The 16,347-nt window shown below is 46.1% G+C and carries 13 protein-coding genes and 1 other RNA gene; all 14 read left to right on the top strand.

Features of this window, described 5'->3' with window-relative positions; genetic code table 11:
* Nucleotides 1–72: 72 nt before the first annotated feature.
* The 14 genes from JJQ88_RS08445 (at nt 73) to JJQ88_RS08380 (ending at nt 16,261) form a co-directional block, all read left to right on the top strand.
* The gene (locus tag JJQ88_RS08445) at nt 73–1,098 is read left to right on the top strand and encodes a sugar-binding transcriptional regulator (protein ID WP_210365305.1); all 1,026 of its coding nucleotides are present in this window, start codon (nt 73–75) and stop codon (nt 1,096–1,098) included.
* 59 nt (nt 1,099–1,157) lie between these two features.
* Nucleotides 1,158–2,165, top strand: a complete 1,008-nt coding sequence (gap, locus tag JJQ88_RS08440) for a type I glyceraldehyde-3-phosphate dehydrogenase (protein WP_210365304.1) — start codon at nt 1,158–1,160, stop codon at nt 2,163–2,165.
* A gap of 136 nt (nt 2,166–2,301) precedes the next feature.
* Nucleotides 2,302–3,486 carry a phosphoglycerate kinase gene (locus tag JJQ88_RS08435; protein ID WP_210365303.1) on the top strand — a complete coding sequence of 395 codons (1,185 nt, stop codon included), beginning with the start codon at nt 2,302–2,304 and terminating at the stop codon, nt 3,484–3,486.
* A gap of 127 nt (nt 3,487–3,613) precedes the next feature.
* Nucleotides 3,614–4,375 carry a triose-phosphate isomerase gene (gene tpiA, locus JJQ88_RS08430; RefSeq protein ID WP_210365302.1) on the top strand — a complete coding sequence of 254 codons (762 nt, stop codon included), beginning with the start codon at nt 3,614–3,616 and terminating at the stop codon, nt 4,373–4,375.
* Nucleotides 4,368–5,906: a 2,3-bisphosphoglycerate-independent phosphoglycerate mutase gene (gpmI, locus tag JJQ88_RS08425; protein WP_210365301.1), complete on the top strand. Its 1,539-nt coding sequence runs from the start codon at nt 4,368–4,370 to the stop codon at nt 5,904–5,906. The genes tpiA and gpmI overlap by 8 nt, the downstream gene beginning before the upstream one ends.
* A gap of 108 nt (nt 5,907–6,014) precedes the next feature.
* Entirely contained in the window at nt 6,015–7,313 is a 1,299-nt protein-coding gene (eno, locus tag JJQ88_RS08420; protein ID WP_210365300.1) for a phosphopyruvate hydratase, read from the top strand.
* A gap of 261 nt (nt 7,314–7,574) precedes the next feature.
* Nucleotides 7,575–7,808, top strand: a complete 234-nt coding sequence (gene secG / locus JJQ88_RS08415) for a preprotein translocase subunit SecG (RefSeq protein ID WP_210365299.1) — start codon at nt 7,575–7,577, stop codon at nt 7,806–7,808.
* A gap of 238 nt (nt 7,809–8,046) precedes the next feature.
* Nucleotides 8,047–8,793, top strand: a complete 747-nt coding sequence (locus tag JJQ88_RS08410) for an alpha/beta hydrolase (RefSeq protein ID WP_210365298.1) — start codon at nt 8,047–8,049, stop codon at nt 8,791–8,793.
* Between the two features lie 30 nt (nt 8,794–8,823).
* Nucleotides 8,824–11,163: a ribonuclease R gene (gene rnr / locus JJQ88_RS08405; RefSeq protein ID WP_210365297.1), complete on the top strand. Its 2,340-nt coding sequence runs from the start codon at nt 8,824–8,826 to the stop codon at nt 11,161–11,163.
* Between the two features lie 105 nt (nt 11,164–11,268).
* A complete protein-coding gene (smpB, locus tag JJQ88_RS08400) occupies nt 11,269–11,736 on the top strand; it encodes an SsrA-binding protein SmpB (RefSeq protein ID WP_210365296.1) in 468 nt (155 codons plus the stop codon).
* 147 nt (nt 11,737–11,883) lie between these two features.
* Nucleotides 11,884–12,243: a transfer-messenger RNA gene (ssrA, locus tag JJQ88_RS08395) on the top strand.
* A 252-nt stretch (nt 12,244–12,495) separates the two neighbouring features.
* A complete protein-coding gene (locus tag JJQ88_RS08390; protein ID WP_210365295.1) occupies nt 12,496–12,636 on the top strand; it encodes a hypothetical protein in 141 nt (46 codons plus the stop codon).
* Nucleotides 12,637–12,878: 242 nt separating this feature from the next.
* Nucleotides 12,879–13,766 carry an ABC transporter ATP-binding protein gene (locus JJQ88_RS08385; protein WP_210365294.1) on the top strand — a complete coding sequence of 296 codons (888 nt, stop codon included), beginning with the start codon at nt 12,879–12,881 and terminating at the stop codon, nt 13,764–13,766.
* Nucleotides 13,763–16,261 carry an ABC transporter permease subunit gene (locus tag JJQ88_RS08380; protein WP_210365293.1) on the top strand — a complete coding sequence of 833 codons (2,499 nt, stop codon included), beginning with the start codon at nt 13,763–13,765 and terminating at the stop codon, nt 16,259–16,261. The genes JJQ88_RS08385 and JJQ88_RS08380 overlap by 4 nt, the downstream gene beginning before the upstream one ends.
* The last annotated feature ends 86 nt before the right edge of the window (nt 16,262–16,347 follow it).

The raw sequence follows: 16,347 nt of genomic DNA, 5'->3' as shown, positions 1-16,347 counted from the left end.
TTTACCGCAAGTGGGACATAATTTGTCTTAGTGGGACATTTTGTGACCAACAATGTAAAGGAGAATATCAACATGGAGACTTCGCTCATTGATATTCAAAAAAGAATATTGCCCGACTTATTGCAAGTTATGCAAAAACGCTACCTCATCCTGCAATACATAAACGTGATGCAGCCGGTAGGAAGGCGGAGTCTTTCCGTCAGCTTGAACCTGACTGAACGGGTATTGCGGTCCGAGGTGGAGTTTTTGAAGGAACAGGATTTGATTTCGGTTTCGTCGCAGGGGATGCATATTACACATGAGGGCCAAGAAATATTGGAAAGCCTTGAGAGTGTAATGAGGGACATTACGGGTATAGACATGTTAGAGCGCCAGCTAAAAGAACGCATGGGCATCCGGAAAGTAATCGTCGTTGCCGGTGACAGCGACCAATCGCCCTGGGTGAAAAGTGAGCTCGGCAGGGCAACAGCGAGCACGATAAAAGACCTTCTTCAACCCAAGAATGTGATTGCGGTGACAGGGGGATCGACAATGGCGGCTGTGGCTGATATGCTGACCCCGGATTTCGGGCAGAAGGATTTGCTGTTCGTGCCGGCGCGCGGCGGGATTGGCGAGGATGTCAAGAACCAGGCGAATACTGTTTGCTCTATCATGGCAGACAATACGAATTCGCGCCACCGCGTCTTTTATGTACCTGATCAAGTCAGCACTGAAGCCTACCAATCATTCATCAAGGAACCGCTCATTTTCGAGGTCCTGAATCTGGTCAAATCGGCCAGCATGGTTTTGCATGGAATTGGGGACGCTATAACAATGGCAGAACGGCGTAATACAAGTCCTGAAGATTTACGGAAAATCATGGCCGGCAACGCTGTCGGCGAGGCATTCGGCTATTATTTCAACGAAGCCGGCGAAATCGTCCACAAAGTCCTGACACTCGGACTCCAATTAAGCGATCTCGCCAATATCGGAGATGTCATTGCTGTGGCCGGAGGCGAGTCGAAGGCAAAGGCGATCAGGGCTTACATGAAAAAGGCACCTGCCTCCACCATCTTGGTGACGGATGAGGGAGCCGCTAAGAAATTGTTACAAGGGTAATCCCCTTTATATAAATAAAAACAATACCTTTAAGGGAAAAATCAAAGGAGGAAATACACATGGCAGTAAAAGTTGGTATTAACGGATTTGGAAGGATTGGTCGCGTTGTTTTCCGCGCAGCATTGAATAACCCTAACGTGGAAGTCGTGGCAGTTAACGATTTGACAGATGCAAATATGCTAGCCCATCTTTTAAAATATGACTCTGTTCACGGAACGCTTGATAAAGAAGTAACAGTTGACGGCGATGCGATCGTAGTGGATGGCAAGCGTGTCAAAGTGCTTGCTGAAAGAGACCCTGCGCAGCTTGGCTGGGGAGACCTTGGCGTAGAGGTCGTTGTTGAATCGACTGGACGTTTCACAAAGCGCGCTGACGCAGCGAAACACCTTGAAGCAGGCGCTAAAAAGGTGGTCATCTCCGCTCCGGCAACTGATGAAGATATCACGATTGTGATGGGAGTCAACGATGATAAGTACGATGCAGCGAACCACCATGTCATCTCGAATGCATCTTGTACAACAAACTGCCTGGCCCCATTTGCGAAAGTATTGAACGACAACTTCGGCATCAAACGCGGCATGATGACGACTGTCCACTCATACACAAATGACCAGCAAATCCTTGACCTGCCGCATAAAGACTACCGCCGTGCGCGTGCAGCTGCGGAAAACATCATTCCGACAACGACTGGTGCTGCAAAGGCAGTTTCACTTGTATTGCCTGAACTGAAAGGAAAATTGAATGGTGGAGCAATGCGTGTTCCAACTCCAAACGTGTCATTGGTTGACCTTGTTGCTGAACTTGAAAAAGACGTAACTGTCGAAGAAATCAACACTGCCCTGAAGCAGGCTGCTGAAGGCGACCTTAAAGGCATCCTTGGATACAGCGAAGAGCCGCTTGTATCAGGAGACTACAATGGCAACACAAACTCATCCACGATCGATGCACTTTCAACAATGGTCATGGAAGGCAATATGGTAAAAGTAATCTCTTGGTATGATAACGAGACAGGTTACTCCAACCGTGTAGTTGACCTGATTGATTTCATCGCTAAAAAAGGTCTGTAAGTTAATATTGGATATACAATCCGATAAAGACTATAATGTAGTGGGATGAAAAAGGGGAGCGGGGTAAAGTCCCTCTCCCCTTTTTTCTGTCATGACACCATCTAGATGGTGCTATTCATAAAGGAGGTCTCTAGCCTTGAATAAAAAGACGGTTAAAGATGTGGATGTAAAAGGGAAACGAGTATTTTGCCGCGTTGATTTCAACGTGCCGATGAAGGATGGGCAAGTAACAGATGATACGAGGATCCGCGCCGCCCTTCCAACCATCCAGTACCTTGTGGAACAAGGAGCTAAAGTCCTTCTTGCCAGCCATCTTGGGCGTCCGAAAGGACAAGTTGTCGAAGAAATGCGCTTGACTTCGGTAGCAAAGCGTCTGTCTGAACTGCTTGGGAAAGATGTGAAGAAAACGGATGAAGCATATGGCGAGTCTGTTACGTCAGAAATCAGCAGCATGAACGATGGCGACATCCTGCTTCTTGAGAATGTCCGTTTCTATCCTGGCGAAGAGAAGAACGACCCGGAACTGGCGAAAGCATTTGCCAATCTTGCGGATCTCTATGTCAACGACGCGTTTGGAGCTGCACACCGCGCGCATGCTTCTACTGAAGGCATTGCCAAGCATCTTCCAGCAGTTTCCGGCTTCCTGATGGAAAAAGAGCTTGATGTGCTTGGGAAAGCTTTGTCAAATCCTGAGCGTCCATTTACCGCTATCATCGGCGGTGCCAAGGTAAAGGACAAAATAGGTGTCATCGAGAACCTTCTTGAAAAAGTGGATAACCTGATCATCGGCGGCGGCCTTGCTTATACTTTCGTAAAAGCGCAGGGCCACGAAATCGGCAAGTCGCTCCTTGAAGAAGATAAAATAGAACTGGCCAAGAGCTTTATGGAAAAAGCGAAGCAGAAAGGCGTTCAATTCCTTATGCCTGTCGATGCGATCGTTGCAGACAGTTTTTCAGCTGACGCCAATTCCAAGGTCGTTCCGATTGAAGAAATCCCTGCAGACTGGGAAGCGCTTGATATCGGACCGAAGACAGCTGAACTGTATCGCGATGTCATTCAAAAATCCAAATTGGTCATCTGGAACGGGCCAATGGGTGTATTCGAATTCGACAAGTTCGCTGGCGGCACAAAAGCTGTTGCGGAAGCACTGGCCGAAGCAGAAGGTACATATTCGGTCATCGGCGGCGGCGATTCTGCCGCAGCCGTGGAAAAGTTCAACCTGGCGGATAAGATGAGCCACATTTCGACTGGCGGAGGCGCTTCCCTTGAGTTCATGGAAGGCAAGGCGCTGCCGGGAGTCGTTGCTTTGAACGATAAATAGACTTTTTAGCCGGCAGCTGGCCGAGCTTGAATCGGCTGGCTGCTGGTCCTGTAAAATAGAAGCAGTAATCGCTGCTGCTTTGAGAAAGAGAAATTTTTTAAAAGGAATCATGAAAGGAAGTGTCAGCATGCGAAAACCAATCATTGCAGGAAACTGGAAAATGCATAAAACACTGCCTGAAGCCAAGGCATTCATAGAAGAAGTGGCAGGAAGTGTCCCTTCGAAGGATCAAGTCGAATCGGTCGTTTGCGCGCCGGCGTTGTTCCTTGGGCAATTAACCGAGCTTGCCGGGAACTCGGATCTTGGAATCGGAGCCCAGAACATGCACTTTGAGGAAAGCGGTGCATTCACAGGCGAGATCAGCCCGAAAGCGCTCGAAGACATCGGTGCCAAGTATGTCATCATCGGCCACTCTGAACGCCGTGAAATGTTCAACGAAACAGACGAGACGGTGAACAAGAAGACACTGACAGCATTTAAATACAATCTGACTCCAATCGTTTGCTGCGGGGAAACACTACAGCAGCGTGAAAATGGCGAAACGAATGAATTCGTCGGCGGCCAGATCAAGGCAGCGCTTGACGGCCTTACAGAAAACCAGGTCAGACAGACTGTCATCGCTTATGAGCCGATCTGGGCGATTGGAACAGGAAAATCCTCGACTGCAGAAGATGCGAACGAAACTTGTGCGCATATCCGCAAAGTCATCGCAGAGCAATTCTCCCAGGAAACAGCGGATGCTGTACGGATCCAGTATGGCGGAAGCGTCAAGCCGGGAAACATCAAGGAATACTTGTCACAGCAAGACATCGACGGCGCCTTGGTCGGCGGGGCGAGCCTGGAAGCAGATTCCTTCCTGAAATTATTGGAGGCAGGTAAGAATGAGTAAACAGTCACCAACTGCATTGATCATACTGGACGGCTTCGCGCTCCGCGGCGAACGGATGGGAAATGCCGTTGCCCAGGCGACCAAGCCGAACTTTGACCGCTATTGGAACAGCTATCCTCACGCCCAATTGACGGCGTGTGGAGAAGCGGTCGGCCTTCCAGAGGGCCAGATGGGAAACTCGGAGGTCGGCCACTTGAACATTGGCGCCGGCCGCATCGTCTACCAAAGCCTTACACGTGTGAACATTTCCATCCGTGAGGGCGAATTCGAGAAAAATGATACTTTCCTTGATGCCATCAGGCATGTAAAGGAAAAAGGCACGGCTCTCCACCTGATGGGACTGCTGTCAGATGGCGGCGTGCACAGCCATATTGACCACATGTTCGCGCTCCTGAAACTGGCAGCGAATGAAGGAGTCGAAAAAGTATATATACACGGCTTCCTGGACGGCCGAGATGTCGGACCAAAAACAGCGCCAGAATATATCAAACGAACGCTTGAGAAAATGAGTGAACTAGGTGTAGGCGAGTTCGCGACGATTTCCGGACGCTACTATTCGATGGACCGCGATAAACGCTGGGAACGAGTTGAAAAATCCTACCGTTCGATGGTATATGGGGATGGACCGGCATATTCCAATCCGCTGGAACTGATCGAGGATAGCTACGATAACGGAATCTTCGATGAATTTGTTGTGCCATCCGTGCTGGTGCGTCCTGATGGAACCCCTGTCGCTACAGTTAAGAATGACGACGCCGTCATTTTCTATAACTTCCGTCCAGACCGGGCCATCCAAATCTCCAACACTTTTACAAACAAAGACTTCCGCTCTTTCGACCGCGGACCAGGGCAACCGGGAAACCTTCACTTTGTCACCCTGACCCATTTTAGTGAGACAGTGGATGGTTATGTGGCCTTCAAGCCAACGAACCTCGACAACACAATCGGCGAAGTGATTTCGCAAAGAGGCATGACCCAGCTGCGGATCGCCGAGACGGAAAAATACCCGCATGTGACGTTTTTCATGAGCGGCGGGCGTGAACAGGAGTTCCCTGGAGAGAAGCGGATCTTGATTGACTCTCCAAAGGTTGCTACCTATGACCTGCAGCCTGAGATGAGCGCCTATGGCGTGACGGAAGCACTCTTGAAGGAAATCGAGGCAGACAACTTCGACGCGATCATCCTGAATTTTGCCAACCCTGACATGGTCGGCCATTCAGGAATGCTCGAGCCGACCATCAAGGCGGTTGAAACCGTTGATGAGTGCCTAGGCAAAATCGTCGATTTGATTGTTTCAAAAGGCGGTACAGCCATCATCACGGCCGACCATGGGAATGCCGACGAAGTGGTGACATTGGAAGGAAATCCGATGACGGCCCATACAACGAACCCAGTCCCTGTCATCGTCACCAAGCCAGGAATCAAGCTGCGTGAAGATGGCATCCTCGGCGACCTTGCGCCAACGATGCTTGAGCTGTTGGACATTGAACAGCCCGCGGAAATGACCGGGAAATCACTGATCAAAAAATAAATCATTTTACGGACAGTCGAAATGCTTGCGTAAAGACGTCCGGTTCATTAAATTGAAACTGACGACTCACCAACTATAAACAATCCAAAAATAAGGAGAGATTATCCTATGCCATTCATAACAGACGTATATGCTCGCGAAGTACTTGATTCCCGCGGAAATCCAACAGTAGAGGTAGAAGTTTTCACAGAATCTGGCGCATTCGGGCGCGCATTGGTGCCAAGCGGTGCTTCCACAGGTGAATACGAAGCAGTCGAGCTTCGCGATGGCGACAAGAGCCGCTACCTTGGAAAAGGCGTTCTGAAGGCAGTTGAAAACGTGAACGAGGTCATCGCACCATTCCTTGTGGGCGAAGAGTTCAACGTCCTTGATCAGGTTGGCATCGACCATGCCCTGATCGAACTTGATGGAACAGAAAACAAAGGCAAGCTTGGCGCGAACGCGATTCTTGGCGTGTCAATGGCTGTCGCTCACGCAGCTGCAGACTATCTTGATCTTCCTTTATACCAATACCTTGGCGGCTTCAATGCAAAACAGCTTCCAGTTCCAATGATGAACATCGTAAATGGCGGCGAGCACGCTGACAATAACGTTGACATCCAGGAATTCATGGTCATGCCTGTTGGCGCTGAGAACTTCCGTGAGGCGCTTCGCATGGGTGCGGAAATCTTCCATAGCCTGAAGGGCGTTTTAAAGGAAAAAGGCTTGAACACAGCTGTAGGTGATGAAGGCGGATTCGCTCCAAACCTTGGTTCTAATGAAGAAGCGCTTCAAACAATCGTGACGGCAATCGAAAAAGCTGGTTACAAACCTGGCGAGCAAGTCATGCTTGCGATGGACGCTGCATCTTCGGAGTTCTACAACAAAGAAGACGGCAAATACCATCTTTCTGGAGAAGGAGTCGTGAAGACATCAGAGGAAATGGTTGACTGGTACGAAGAAATGGCAAACAAGTACCCAATCATCTCCATTGAAGACGGATTGGATGAAAACGACTGGGAAGGCCACAAGCTATTGACTGAGCGCCTTGGCGGAAAAGTACAGCTTGTTGGTGACGACCTGTTCGTAACGAACACGAAGAAGCTTGCACAAGGGATCGAGCAGGGTGTTGGCAACTCCATCCTGATCAAAGTGAACCAAATCGGTACATTGACTGAAACCTTCGATGCAATCGAAATGGCGAAGCGCGCAGGATACACAGCGGTCATCTCCCACCGTTCCGGCGAAACGGAAGATTCAACAATCGCCGACATCGCTGTCGCAACAAACGCAGGCCAAATCAAGACTGGCGCACCATCACGCACAGACCGCGTAGCGAAATACAACCAGCTCCTGCGCATCGAAGACCAGCTCGCAGAAACAGCCCGCTTCAACGGAATCAAATCCTTCTACAACCTAAAAAAATAAATAAAATGAAGCAGGGGGACGGTTCTCCTGCTTCGTTTTCTTTTGAAGCAAAGGGACGGTTCTCCTGCTTCATTTTTCTTTTTAAACCGATCGTATTCAAGGACATCAGGACAAGTCCCAGGGTCCGCGCGAAGATTATCCCAGAAGGATTCCTTCACGCCGATCCTTAAATCACAACTAACTATTCGGACAAGTATTGTTTCATTACAGAAAATGTGATAAATTTAAAATACTGTTAAGCAGTTTTTCGGGAGGTTCGTCATGCATACATTTTTAGTAGTACTTTTAGTCATTGTCAGTATTGGGCTGATTGGGGTAGTCCTGCTTCAATCAGGAAAGAGTGCTGGCCTTTCCGGTGCGATTTCTGGGGGCGCTGAGCAATTGTTCGGCAAGCAGAAGGCAAGAGGCCTGGACCTTGTCCTCCACCGCATCACGATTGTTTTGTCTGTCCTGTTCTTCATCCTGACTATTGCCGTAACTTATTTCAAGCTATAATACAAACACACAGACCCGGCTTCCATTGAGGCTGGGTCTTGCTGTGTTCAGGAAGGCAGATCCAATGCCGGGTCCATTGGTGGCAGGCCAACCCTGGCAGCAGATCATCACATAATTCCTGATTTTATGGGTAATGAAATATAGAAAGGCTTTTTATTGGAATGTTCACTTCCGGTTTGTTAAAACTAAGGAAGATATTCAATCAATGAAATGTTTTTGACATAGAGGGAGTAGAAAAATGAGAAAGTTAGTACCAAGACCATTTACTTTTAAAGCAGGAAAAAGAGCTGTGCTGCTCCTGCACGGTTTCACCGGGAATTCAGCGGACGTCAGGATGCTGGGTCGATTTTTAGAAGGAAAGGGCTACACTTGCCATGCCCCGATTTTCAAAGGCCATGGGGTTCCGCCGGAAGAGCTGATACATACAGGGCCAGAAGATTGGTGGAAGGATGCTGTAGCCGGCTATGAATTTCTGAAAAGCGAAGGCTATGAAGAAATCGCAGTCGCCGGTTTATCGCTTGGCGGCGTACTGTCCTTGAAACTTGGCTACACTGTCCCGGTTAAGGGAATCGTAACGATGTGTGCACCCATGTACATCAAGGCCGAGGAAGTCATGTATCATGGGGTGCTCGAGTATGCAAAAGAATATAAGAAGATGGAAGGAAAACCTGAGGACCAGATCAAGGCAGAGGTGGAGGAGCTGTCAAAAAAGACAATGGGTACGCTTAAGTCATTACAGGATTTGATTGCCGAGGTCAGGGATAATGTTGACATGATCTATGCACCAACCTTCGTTGTCCAGGCAAGGCACGACCACATCATCAATCCGGACAGCGCCAACATCATATACAACGAAGTAGAATCAGAGCATAAAAAGATCAAATGGTATGAAGAGTCTGGGCATGTGATCACGCTTGACAAAGAGCGTGACCAGCTGCACGAGGATGTGTATGAGTTTCTAGAGACGCTGAATTGGAAAGAATAAAAAAGAGTCGTTATGAAGGAGGGGTTTGTGATGGACGAAAATATTCAAGGGCATATAGACCGGCTGCTGCATTATATGAAGGACGAAGCCTATAAGCCGCTAACCGTCCAGGAGCTGGAAAGCGCATTTGGCATCCATGATTCTTCAACATTCAAGGATTTTGTCAAGGCTTTGGTTGTCATGGAGGAAAAGGGGCTTGTGGTCCGCACAAGGAGCGATCGCTACGGGCTGCCTGAAAAAATGAATCTGGTGCGCGGCCGCCTGAGCGCGCATGCGAAGGGGTTTGCGTTCGTCATTACTGATGAGCCGGGGATGGATGACATTTTTATCCCTCCAAATGAAACCAACAACGCGATGAATGGTGATACGGTCCTTGTCAGGGTGTCCTCTGACAGCTCAGGACAGCGCCGTGAAGGAACCGTCATCCGAATCCTTGAAAGAGGTGTGACGCAAATCGTCGGGACCTATACAGAAAGCAAGCATTTCGGTTTTGTGATTCCTGACGATAAAAAATTCAACAGCGATATTTTCATTCCAAAGGATGCGGCGATGGGGGCAGTCGAAGGGCATAAAGTGGTCGTCAAGCTAACCAGTTACCCTGATGGCAGGAAAAGTGCCGAAGGAGAAGTAACGGCGATTCTGGGGCATAAAAACGATCCCGGCGTAGATATCCTTTCGGTGATTCACAAACATGGGCTCCCAATTGAATTTCCGGCTGAAGTCCTGCAGCAGGCGAATGAAACGCCGGATCAGATCCATGAAAGTGACATCGGCGGCCGCCGCGACCTCCGCGATGAGGTCATTGTCACGATTGATGGCGCGGATGCGAAAGACCTCGATGACGCTGTCCAGGTGACTAGGCTGGAAAACGGGAATTATAAGCTTGGTGTCCACATTGCCGACGTTTCGCATTATGTAACGGAAGACTCTCCGATTGACCGGGAAGCGGAGGAGCGGGGCACGAGTGTTTATTTGGTGGACAGGGTCATCCCGATGATCCCGCATCGCCTCTCTAATGGAATTTGTTCACTGAATCCAAAGGTAGACCGCTTAAGCCTCTCGTGCACGATGGAAATCACTCAGGACGGACAGGTTGTCAACCATGAAATTTTCCAGAGCGTCATCAAGACGACGGAACGGATGACCTACCAAGATGTAAACAGGATCCTCGTTGATCAAGACGAAGAAACCCGTTCGCGTTACGAGTCGCTTGTTCCAATGTTCGAGCTGATGGAAGAGCTCGCTGCCATCCTTCGTAATAAGAGGATGACACGGGGCGCGATCGATTTCGATTTTAAAGAATCGAAGGTCCTTGTCGATGAAGAAGGCAAGCCGCAGGATATTGTCCTGCGTGAACGGTCCGTGGCGGAAAAGCTGATCGAGGAATTCATGCTTGCAGCGAATGAAACAGTCGCTGAACATTTCCACTGGCTGGATGTCCCGTTCATTTATCGGATCCATGAAGATCCTAAAGAGGACAAGCTGAGGAAATTCTTTGAGTTCATTACTAATTTTGGCTATATCGTAAGAGGATCTGCCAATGCAGTGCATCCGCGGGCGCTCCAGGAAATCATCGAGGAAGTGCAGGGCAAGCCGGAGGAAATAGTTATTTCGACCGTGATGCTCCGTTCGATGCAACAGGCGAAATATTATCCAGAAAGCCTCGGGCACTTTGGCCTGTCAACCGAATTTTATACCCATTTTACTTCACCGATCCGCCGTTACCCGGATTTGATTGTCCATCGCCTTATCCGGACCTATTTGATCGATGGAAAAATGAATCAAGCGACGAAGGAAAAATGGAATGCGCTGCTGCCAGACATTGCCGAGCATTCATCGAACATGGAGCGCCGGGCTGTGGAAGCTGAACGCGAAACAGACGAGTTGAAGAAAGCCGAATACATGGAAGATAAAATCGGTAACGAATACGATGGCATCATCAGCTCAGTAACGAATTTCGGGATGTTCGTCGAACTTCCGAATACGATTGAAGGACTTGTCCATGTCAGCTATATGACAGACGATTATTACCGCTACGATGAGCGCCAGATGGCCATGATCGGCGAACGTACCGGGAACTTCTTCCGCATTGGCGATGAAATCACAGTCCGTGTCATCAATGTCAACAAAGATGAACGCTCGATCGATTTCGAGATCGTCGGCATGAAGGGGACACGTCGCCGTGAACGACCGGAAACGCCTAAGGTGTTCAGGACGAAAAGCAGCGAGAAAAAGCCACGCCGAGGCAAAGAGGAAGAAGGAAAAAGAGGCGGCAAGGGATCCGGCAGCAGATCCGGTTCGAAAAGCAAAAAGAAGAAGTTTTACGAAAACGCTCCTGCAGCGAAACGCAAGTCCAAAAAGAGAAGATAGACATGTTGGGAGCTCCTCTATTGGAGCTCTCTGCTGGCCTTGATATCCATTGTAGGAGAGGGCGTTGTTTGCTACAATAGGAAGGCATAGAGGGGGAAGAATGCCATGCCAAAAGGTGAGGGAAAGGTGGTCGCCCAGAATAAGAAGGCGAACCATGATTATTTTATAGAGGAAACATATGAAGCCGGGATTGTCCTTCAAGGCACAGAAATCAAATCGATCCGCGCCGGACGTGTCCAGTTGAAGGATTCATATGCGAAAATCCAGAACGGGGAAATCTTTCTGCATAACATGCACATCAGTCCATATGAGCAGGGGAACCGCTACAACCATGATCCGCTGAGGACAAGGAAGCTGCTGCTCCATAAGCGTCAGATCAACCAGCTTCTTGGCCAAACGAAGGAAGCGGGCTATGCGCTTGTGCCTTTGAAAATTTATTTGAAGGATGGCTATGCAAAGGTTTTGATTGGACTTGGGAAAGGGAAGAAGAATTACGATAAGCGCGAAACGCTGAAGAGAAAAGAGGCCAAGCGCGACATCGAGCGGGCTTTCCGGGAACGCCAGAAAATGTAATCCTGAGCTGTGGAAGAGTGTACCAGTTGAAAAAAACACCTAATGTGTTATAATAATAATTGTCACTTTAATGTGACGCAATTCCTTTTGCTCGGCTCTCCGAGTTTTCCGGACGTCTGTATCACAGATACAGAAGCCTTTTATCATGGGGACGTTACGGATTCGACAGGGGTAGTTTGAGCTTAAGTTGCGAGTCGAGGGGATCGGCCTCGTAAAAACGTCAACGCCTATAACTGGCAAAGAAAACAACAACTTCGCTTTAGCTGCCTAATAGCGCTTTAGCGGTTCGCCCCTCCATCGCCCATGTGGTAGGGTAGCGGACTCACTCTTAGTGGGCTACGCCGGATTCCACCGCCTGAGGATGAAGGAAGAGAACAACCAGGCTAGCTGGCCGGCCGCCTGTCGGCAGGCAAAAGGACCAGCGAATCACGAATATGCCGACTACACTCGTAGAAGCTTAAGTGGCAATGCCTTTGGACGTGGGTTCAACTCCCACCGTCTCCACCAATACATATGTTGGTGGTTTTTTATTTTTGTGATTTTACCCATAATTTTGCCAGAATGTCAATGATATGCTTCAATAAACTCTCGGCAAATATATGCTTCATATATTTCAAGAAGACTGTAGTTAACCTACTGTCTTTTTTTTTTTGCCTAACTTAGGTAACCCCCTATATATAAAAAAACTTTGTATGTAATTTCATTTGATGGTAAAAATACCCTTTGAAAAAGTATTTTGCAAATCTAGAAGGTGTGGAAATGGATACTAAATCATTAAAAACTGAAGACAATTTAGAGTCAGTTAGCCGTTTGTATAATTTAGAACCAATTAGAATAGGTACTCCTTATACTGAATGTTTGACAAGTTATGTTACTCGTTTAGCAGATGTAGTGTTGTAATCGGCCTCTATTCCAACAGAAGGTTGCCGTTGTGCAACGGCTGGAACCACTCTGTTCTGCAGATGAAGAATACTTGCCAATATTAGAATATCCCTCAATGAAAACTTCAAAAAACATAAAAGTACCGTTAAATTTACTATATAGTCAAAAAAATAAATGTAAAAAATTTTAAGAAAAGTAAAAACAATGAAATATATGTTATAATTATGCAATCATATATTATTTCTATACGGGAGATAAACATGATTTTATCTGTTGAAGAAATACAAAAATCATATGGAAAAGAAAAAGTGTTACATGGAGTGAGCATCCGGATTCATCAGCCTGAAATCGTTGCTTTGGTTGGACCGAATGGATCGGGAAAGTCTACCCTTCTTGGAATCGTCACCAACTTGATCAGCCCGGACCATGGCAAGGTGAAAATTTTAAATCGTACCAATAAAGATCCGGAAATTTTTCGCTATGTTTCTTTTATGCAGGATAACTCTGTCCTCTATGATTATTTGACAGGCTATGACCATCTTCAATTTATCGGGGATGTCCAGGGCATTTCGAAAGGACAAATCCTATCTGCAGCTGAACGGGTTGGAATGGAAAGCTATTTGCATAAAAAAGTTGGCAAGTATTCTTTAGGGATGAAGCAGCATCTTTTACTTACCATGGCAATTGTGAACGAGCCAAAGCTTCTGATTCTGGACGAGCCTCTAAACGGCCTTGATCCAACAAGTGCCATCCGGGTAAGGAAGTTGCTGCTGGAGTTGAATAAGGAAGGTACAGCCATTATTCTCTCCTCCCATAATCTGTCCGAGATTGATAGAGTGACATCCCATATTCTCTTTTTAAAAAATGGCCAGCTCATTGAAGAAGATTTATCTCTCCATGAAAAAGTTGCTTATGAGCTTACAGTTCAGCAGCCAGAAAAGGTGATCGGGGTTTTGAGTGCCGCAGGTATAGTAGCTGAGCACGGAAAAGAAAATCAACTGATTGTAAGTTTGGGAGATGCTTCTTTAAGTCAGTTGTTCAAACAGTTAAGTACCCATGAGGTGCAAGTATTGAACATCGAGAAAAAAGCCATCGGTTCCGAGGAACGGTATCAGATGATTTTTGGAAAAAAGGAAGAGATCTTATGAATCTTTTAACCTTTGAACTGAAGAAAATTTGGAGACAAAAAAAGATATGGTGGCTTTTCCTGATCATTCTTATCAGCGCGGCATACCTTTTTCATTTCAATGCTTCCCAGCAGAATGAATGGGTTATCAAGTTAAAGGAAGAAATTGTAGAATACGAAAATGCGGCTGAACAGATCCAGACAGACCTAGAAGGAAAACGGAAAGAAGGTCTCCTTGATGAACCTGGATTACTGCAGCATGAATATATCGTGGAAGCAAGGTACGCCTTGTATAATTGGCAAATCGCTGTTGAGCGCAAAAAGTGGGACGAGATTCCTAAACTGCAAGGAGAATTCCTTGACAGTTTGGGCCGATTTGAAATGGCTGGAGGAGTATTTCCTCCTTTGCAAGGCATGGAAAAAGTAATAGCTGTGAAGAAAAATGACTATATGCGCGACAACAACCTTCCATATGAAAATGAAGAATATCCTACTTCTGCCCACCTGATATTAAAGCAGTTAAGCAGCCTGTTTATCGGACTTGCCGGGCTTGTAATCCTGCTATTTTTCTTTGGGACCACTTTGACACAGGAGAAGGACCAAAAGACAATCTTAATGTTAAGAACACAACCGATTACACAGAGGGATCTGCTAACTTCGAAGTATGTAAGTATCTTGCTAGTGTCACTGGTGTATATTTTATTCGTCATCTGTCTTGGTTTGTTGATTCCAATGGCATTTGGAGAACAGCCGTTGCGTTTGGAATATCCGCAAGTTGTCTTTAATGGAGCAGAAGTCGAAATTGTTTCAACCGTCATATATATATTAAAAAGTATTGCTTTATTCATAGGTGCGTTGATATTTTCATTCAGTTTGGCCTTATTCATTGGCACCCGAATGCAAAACACCTTTAATGCCCTGGTCATTACGTTTTCACTTTTATTTGCTGGATATTTGTTGACGAGCATGGCAGGAATTTTAAAGAATCCGCTCAATCCCTTTTACTTACTTCATTTAGAACCGTTATTGACTGCGGTGCCTGATTCTAAAGACGGTCTATATGTCATTAGCGCATTTGTTTGGAGTTTGTTTTTGATTTTCCTGTCCGTCTATCTGCCTGAACGAGAATATAGCCTTTTAGATTCCAGGATAATCAAGAAGCCCTTTCGAAAGGGAGCGACAAGTGCTAGAAGGAACTCTTTATGGAAGATCGTCGTTTTTGAATGGAGGAAATTGATAAGGAAAGGGAATTATCGGTTTGTTTTAGCGATTTCGATTATTTTTATCGCTTGCGGCTATGCTTTTATTTCTCAAGAAGCAAAAGAAAAGGAGCAGGAATTCTTAGCTAATTTGGAGAGGGCCAGAATCGGCTTTATTGAAGTTGATATTCCGTTCCAAGAACAATTCTTAAATGATATAAAGAATGACCTGCAGACAGCCTTAAAGGAGGAAGAGGATACCTCTTATTTAATGAAGCAACTAAACGAACAAGAAATTGCCTTAAACGCTCATAGAGAATTAGCGGACCTTATCAGTCTGGCAATAGCTGACTATAAGAAAGGGAATTATATTCATTTAATTGAATATCAATTGTTTGATAATCGTTTAATAAACGGAGAATTTAATTCATCCTACAGTGTCGTTGATGATATTGGACAATTTACAATGGATGCCAGCATCGCAGAAAAGCAGTGGCTTTTAAAGCATAAGATACGTCCTCTTTCATCCGGGGGACTTCTTTTAAATATCCATACTAATACGAAAAAACTGTCAAGGGAATGGATAGTAAACAATGAAAGAATAGATGATAATGGGCTATTTTCTCTTTATTTATTCTTCCAGCAAAACGCCCATTTCCTGCCGCTAGTTTTCCTGTTGTTTTTAGTGGGTGGAGGGCTGGCTTATGAGAGGGGGAAACGCCCGACAATCTCCTTTTTGCGGACACAGCCAGTTTCAGAACAAGCGATTTTTTATGGGAAAGTACTTCATTCAGCTATTGTATCAATTATCACATGCTTAATTTTATTCGGAATTGTCATCTTAATTGGAACGGTGTTCGACCGGTTTGGTGATTGGAATTACCCTATCCTTCATTATGATGGATTGAGTGAGTCTAGTACAACCGACTATTCAGGCATGAAATCCATTTATTATGGATTTCAATTCATTCCCTTAAGATTGTATCTCATGCAAATTATATCTTTATTCTTGGTGGTATTGCTCTTTATTCTTATACTAAGCCAATTCTTATCTATCTTTATCAAAAGTCAATTCGTTGTTTTTGTGTCTACAGTATTCATCGTAATCGGGGGATTTATGGCAAGTAAACATTACCTTGCCGCTGCTGCACATCTATCACCTTTCACGTACTTGGACATAAATAGGATTGTCAATGGAGAAGCTTCCACTTTGCTCGACAACCCTGCATTGAATGTTTATACTGGCCTTTTAGTTTTAGTTGTATCGATTGTATTTCTTGTCATCATTGCAACACTTTTATTAAAACGTAGGATTTAACTATACCAAGAGATTTTAAAGAGAAAGAAAACATTGTAAGATAATTTTGTATTACTTTTTGTTTCTCTTTTTTTTGCAAACCTATC

The organism is Bacillus sp. REN3 (assembly GCF_017912555.1).
In the GTDB taxonomy this organism is placed as follows: domain Bacteria; phylum Bacillota; class Bacilli; order Bacillales; family Cytobacillaceae; genus Mesobacillus.
This window is presented reverse-complemented; position numbering and strand designations above follow the sequence as displayed.